Below are 5,196 nucleotides of genomic sequence, written 5' to 3'. Positions count from 1 at the left end.
CCGGTTTGCAGCACCAGTGGCGTCGGCGCCGGGGGCGCTTTGGGCGGGGGGACTTCGGCGACAACCAGCCAAACCGGCAGTTTGCCGTCTGACAGAGGGAACGCCGGCGACGCGTCCCGGGGCACAGCGGCCAGCGGGACAAATGCAGCAGGAACGGCTCAATCGAGCGGGGGCCCGCAAGGATCGACCACCGTCGGCCGACCCGGCAACCTCGCGGGCGGAACCAGCAGCGGACGGATCGATGGAACGGCGACACCAGGTCCGTCGATGCAAGGCGACGCGGAAATCCGGTCTGAAAATTCCCAGGGCTCCACCGTAGATCGAAAGATCAAAAGCATCTGCAAAGGATGCTGACCTGGATCAGGACGCCGGCTTCGCCGGCGTCCAATCAAGGTCTTCGTCGTTTTGACGTTCGGATCCGGCGAGCACGCCTTGATCTTGAGCTCGTCCTCAAGAGCGGGCTGGCCTTCGCAATCTTCCACCAGCCCGGCTTCGTCGGCCCTTTTCAACGTTTCCTCTTTGGTCGGAAAGGTGCGGCTTCGAGACCCCGAACCGCGAACGCTAACGACGCGGCATGGTGCCATTGGACGGCGGAGTCGTCTCGTTGCGCATGCCGGGAGGACTCGAGGCACCTTGGCCACCCCGCTCGACATGCGTAATGCCGCCACCGCCGCCGCCGGAGGCGGATCCGCCGGCTCCAGCACCGGCGCCCGCGCCACCAGCACCGGCGCCCGCGCCACCAGCACCGGCGCCCGCGCCACCGGCACCTTGCGCGAACGCTGCGCCGACTGAAGTGCCTGCGAGCATCGCGGCCGTCAAGATCATCAAGATTGTCGTACGCATGATGTTTCTCCTTGAGCTTTCAATGTCGAACCAATCATGAGCGGCATCGACCGTTCCTACCCACGCAAATTCATTCGGCGTTGCCGTCGTCATCGACGGCACACGCTGTCTCAACGCCGGTATTGCGAAGGCACGGCAACTTCATCGAAGCGTTCAGCAAAGGCGTCGAGAGCGGCGCGCATCTCCGGAGCTTGCATGGCCGCGCCGTGTCCGGTGATGACGATCTCGGCAGCAAGTGGCGCAAGAGCACGCAGCGACGTCTTCGCACTTTCCCAATCCGGGGGTGGCCATCTGGTTGGTCAGGGTGCCGGCCACGATGATCACGTCGGATTGGCGTGGCGATGCTCGCGGCGCGAATCCGAAACGTTCCGCGTCATAGCGCGGGCATTGACATCTGCATCATCTCGACAGCGCAGCAGGCAAGCCCGAACTCCTCCGCTGTTGCCGAAGAAACCCTTGTCGGCAAGATCGTCGCGGATGCTCATGAAATAGGGATCGGAGGCGTTGTCCGGCTGTCCCTGAGCGCTGTGGCTAGGGCGTGGACTCATTAGCACGCAGCCAAATTCGGATTGAGGCGAGTTTGACGAACGCCAGATAGTTAGCTGCGAGCTTGTCATATCGAGTCGCAACACGCCGACATTGCTTGATCTTGTTAAAGAACCGTTCGATCAAGTTGCGGGCACGATACAGATAGGGACTAAAGCAGATTGGGTCCTTCCGATTTCTTTACGGCGGAATGTTCGCCCAAGCTCCTTGCTGTCGGGCAAGCTCCCTGATCCAGTTCGCGTCGTATCCGCGATCCGCGAGCAACATTGTTTGTGGGAGCAACGCGCTGAGCAGAACCGAACACAGCCGATTGTCATGCGCTTCACCGGGCGTGAGGGCGAGATGGACCGGCAGGCCATTGGTGTCCACCACCGCGTGGATCTTGCTTGTTAGACCCCCTCGCGAGCGCCCTATATCTTGGTGATTGTTATCTGCGATGCAGGCTCCGTGCTGGTGCACCCGCACGACCGAGGTATCGATCATCTGTACAGCCGCGTCGTGACCTGCGGCCAGTGCGTCCATAATCCGGTCCCAGACGCCGGCCTGCCGCCAACGGACAACGCGATTATAGCAAGTGGTGCGGGGGCCATAGTATACCGGCAGGTCGCGCCAGGGAGCGCCTGAGCGCAGAACCCAAAAGATGCCGTTCAGGACGCGCCGATCGTCAACACGGGGAATGCCACGCGGCTTGTTCGGCAGAAACGACCTGATGGCAGCCCATTCAAAGTCCGTGAGTTCATACCGCATGATTCGAGGCTCCGGTTTGGACGCTTGAATCACGACCAAGCCAATGCCTTCAACCGGCAACCGGAGGACCAATACTTCCGAGATTACCCCGTAAGCGGACATATCCCGGACATGCCAAAATCGACGCGAATGACCCTAAGGCGACATTGCATCCGTTCGATCAGCCGCGCACGGGCAATGAGGTTCTTCACCGTGGTGCTCGTGCCTTTAGTTGGCCGCTCTCTGTCTCTCTCTATGCGACTCGCTTTATGCCGGGCGGCTGCCATGTCCCTTCGCCCGGCGGCAAAATCGAAGGTGCTTCGGTCTTCGGCCAGTAGAGCCGCATGACAAGATAGATCGTGTCGTTCGGCGCCGGCAGCCAGTTTGCTTCCTTGTCAGGGCCGGGCGACTTGTTCTGAATGTAGAGCGTTAGTGATCCGTCCGCATTCTTTTTCATGTTCGGCAGCATCGGCGAGTTGATCAGATAGCGGTTGATGGGATTTTCGATCAGGAGCTGGGACTTGCCGTCATACATGGTCAGCGACCAGAACGCGTTCACCGGTGGCTGCTGGCCCGGTGCGAATGTCAGGGTGTAACTGTTCTTGCTGCCGTCGAGCGTCTGACCATCGCTGTCAACGCGCGTGAACGGATAGGTCGCTTCCGCCGGGTCATTCCCATAAATGCCGGCCTGAGCGGCGACGGCACGCTTCAACCAGTCGCCATTGTAGTGGGCGCTGTCGCCTGGAAGACCGCTAACCCGCCAGCCATTGATCGCCTTGCCCGTGTTGGCGACGGCCTCGTCGACCTTCCGCTGGCCTTCCTTCATGCCAAGGCCGATCTCCAGCTTCTGCTCCAGAGGGAGGTCCTTAAAGTTGAAGGTCTTGCCGGGTCCCACGCCGATCTTTGCGAGTTGGGCGCGTATCTCCTTCTCGTTCTCCTGCGGTAGTGCGAATTGCAGCGCGAAGTCAAGGAACTCAAAGAAGTTGGTCTTCACGAGCTCCTTGTCGATCTTGGGGAAATCGATGGTCGGGGCGGCCGGGGGCGGCGTCTGGTTCAGATAGGCCGATAGCATCTGCACCTTGTAGCCAGCCTGCACCTTCTTGACGTTGTCGAGATCATCCGCGCCGAAAAGCTGGGTGCGATAGCCCGCGACGGAGAACTGTGTGCTCGAACGAAACACCTGCTTGATGCCCGCCGGGGTGTCGCCCTTCCAGTCGGGCCCGACCACCATGTAGTCGCCGGCTTCGCTCCCTGTGGCACGGCTGCCGATATATCCGTAATTGTAGGTATTGCCGTCGCAGAGCATGACCGAGTAGTAGCGTTTCGGATCGATCGCCGGCACCGAGAGCACCACCGGCTCCGCCCGCAAATCCATCCACACGAAGGAATAGGGCGTGTCGCTATTTGGCGTGACGATTGCCGTATCTTTGTAGGTGAAGACGTTAGGTTCGTTCTTGATCTGATTGAACGGAGCCTTGAACTGCCCAGAACTCCGATCGATCGCATATTCATGCATGACGGCATAGTTCATCACGATAGGCAGGCCGTAGATAAACCCTGCCTCGGCAATATCTTTTGCCTTGAAGAAACCTGGGCGGTCGGCGCTGGTCTGTGAGTACGCGGGGACAGACTTCGCCGTCGATGCAGTGATGGCCGCCAAGGCGGCCGAACGAAGAAGATCGCGCTTAGTAAACATTTTCCGCAGTCCTTCCAGTTCTTTGTACTCAAGCGCGCATGCGCTGCTCGTAGATCGGTTTGAGAAGTTTCGCACCTGCCGCGATGGTTGACAATGCAAAATCGGACAACCCTAAGCATGCCCGGAGGTCCGTTGTTGACCCTAAGCGGCCTCAGCGCAGCTAGTACCCTGCTCGATCCCAAAGTGGTACGACTTGGGACCATTGACGGGCCAGTACTGGAGCTTTCCTGATGTCCTATCTTCCGCCCAGGTGGTCGATCGCTGCTGATGTAAATTGGATCGAGGTCAATGGTTATCCCATGGCCTATCAAGATCGTGGAGCTGGCCCCCCGCTTGTCCTGGTCCATGGATCGTTCTGTGATTATCGAATTTGGCCGGATCAGCTCGAACCATTTTCCCAACACCATCGAGTTCTGAACGTAAGCCTCAGGCATTATTTCCCTGAATTGTGGGACGGCGTGGGAAACGATTTCTCATTCGCCCAGCACGCCGACGATGTTGGCGTCTTCGTAGAAAAGCTGGACCTTGGTCCGGTCCACTTGTTGGGTGCTTCTCGCGGCGGTGCAGTTGCTATCGAAGTGGCGAAAAAATATCCTGACTTCATCCGGACCCTCATTCTGGCGGATGCAGGCGTCAGGCTTGAGCTTCCTGAAACGGAAGCGAATTTAACGGCGACGGCCTTCCGATCAAAATTGTTTGCTGATTTGCGGAAAGATGTATCCCATGGAGATGTTGAGGGCGGCACGGCCCGCTTCATGCATCGCTTGGTCGGTCCGGACTACTGGCAGAGTTTATCAGCGGGGCGGCAGAAAGAATTTCTTCAGAATATTCGGACGGCGATCGTCGATGATCCACTTCCTCTCACCACAGACGAAGACCTGCGAAATTTCAATTTCCCCGTCCTTATGATAAATGGCGAGAACTCGCCGCCGCTGTATGGTGTTTTGATTTCTGAGATGCAAAATCGGGGCAACTTCGAGCCGCCGGTCATTATTCCTTCTGCGGGTCACGCAATGACCGCTGAGAACCCAAAAGCTTTCAACGAAGCTGTTTTGAAGTTTACTTCGGAGCATTAAAAACGGCCGTTCAGGTACACCTTTCACTCCGCTCTTAGCCCCAATGACCCGCTCGCGCGCGCCGACGAGGTGATGGAACAGAGAAGATAACTGCTGCGGTGCACGAGTCCGTTCCTGGCCCTTTTCGGACATGGAAGTATGTCCGACATGAATCCGTTATCTGCACCAAAGCGGACGTCCACCGCCGCTCCAAATTTATGGGTTCACGCCCTAGGGTCTGTTGGGATTCAGGATTCTCATCGGGGCTTGGTTGTGATTCAAGCTTGGGATGGACCGATTCGTTTTGACTGACGCCCAATGGGCGAAGAT

At 58.4% G+C, this 5,196-nt stretch carries 3 protein-coding genes and 2 pseudogenes; 1 reads left to right on the top strand and 4 read right to left on the bottom strand.

Features of this window, described 5'->3' with window-relative positions:
- Positions 1-561 precede the first annotated feature (561 nt).
- From IVB27_RS37190 to IVB27_RS37175, 4 genes and pseudogenes are all read right to left on the bottom strand, one after another.
- Positions 562-843, bottom strand: a complete 282-nt coding sequence (locus tag IVB27_RS37190) for a hypothetical protein (RefSeq protein WP_247447591.1) — start codon at positions 841-843, stop codon at positions 562-564.
- 258 nt (positions 844-1,101) lie between these two features.
- Positions 1,102-1,328, bottom strand: a pseudogene (locus IVB27_RS37185) (NADH-quinone oxidoreductase subunit B); the annotation flags it as partial.
- A 46-nt stretch (positions 1,329-1,374) separates the two neighbouring features.
- Positions 1,375-2,136 (bottom strand): annotated as a pseudogene (locus IVB27_RS37180) (IS5 family transposase).
- A 232-nt stretch (positions 2,137-2,368) separates the two neighbouring features.
- A complete protein-coding gene (locus IVB27_RS37175) occupies positions 2,369-3,811 on the bottom strand; it encodes a DUF1254 domain-containing protein (protein ID WP_247447592.1) in 1,443 nt (480 codons plus the stop codon).
- A 230-nt stretch (positions 3,812-4,041) separates the two neighbouring features.
- Between IVB27_RS37175 and IVB27_RS37170 the strand changes: the two genes are divergently transcribed.
- On the top strand, positions 4,042-4,887 hold the full coding sequence (locus IVB27_RS37170; RefSeq protein ID WP_247447590.1) for an alpha/beta fold hydrolase: 846 nt from the start codon (positions 4,042-4,044) through the stop codon (positions 4,885-4,887).
- Positions 4,888-5,196: the final 309 nt, after the last annotated feature.

It is taken from the genome of Bradyrhizobium sp. 197, from assembly GCF_023073375.1.
Lineage (GTDB): Bacteria > Pseudomonadota > Alphaproteobacteria > Rhizobiales > Xanthobacteraceae > Bradyrhizobium.
This window is presented reverse-complemented; position numbering and strand designations above follow the sequence as displayed.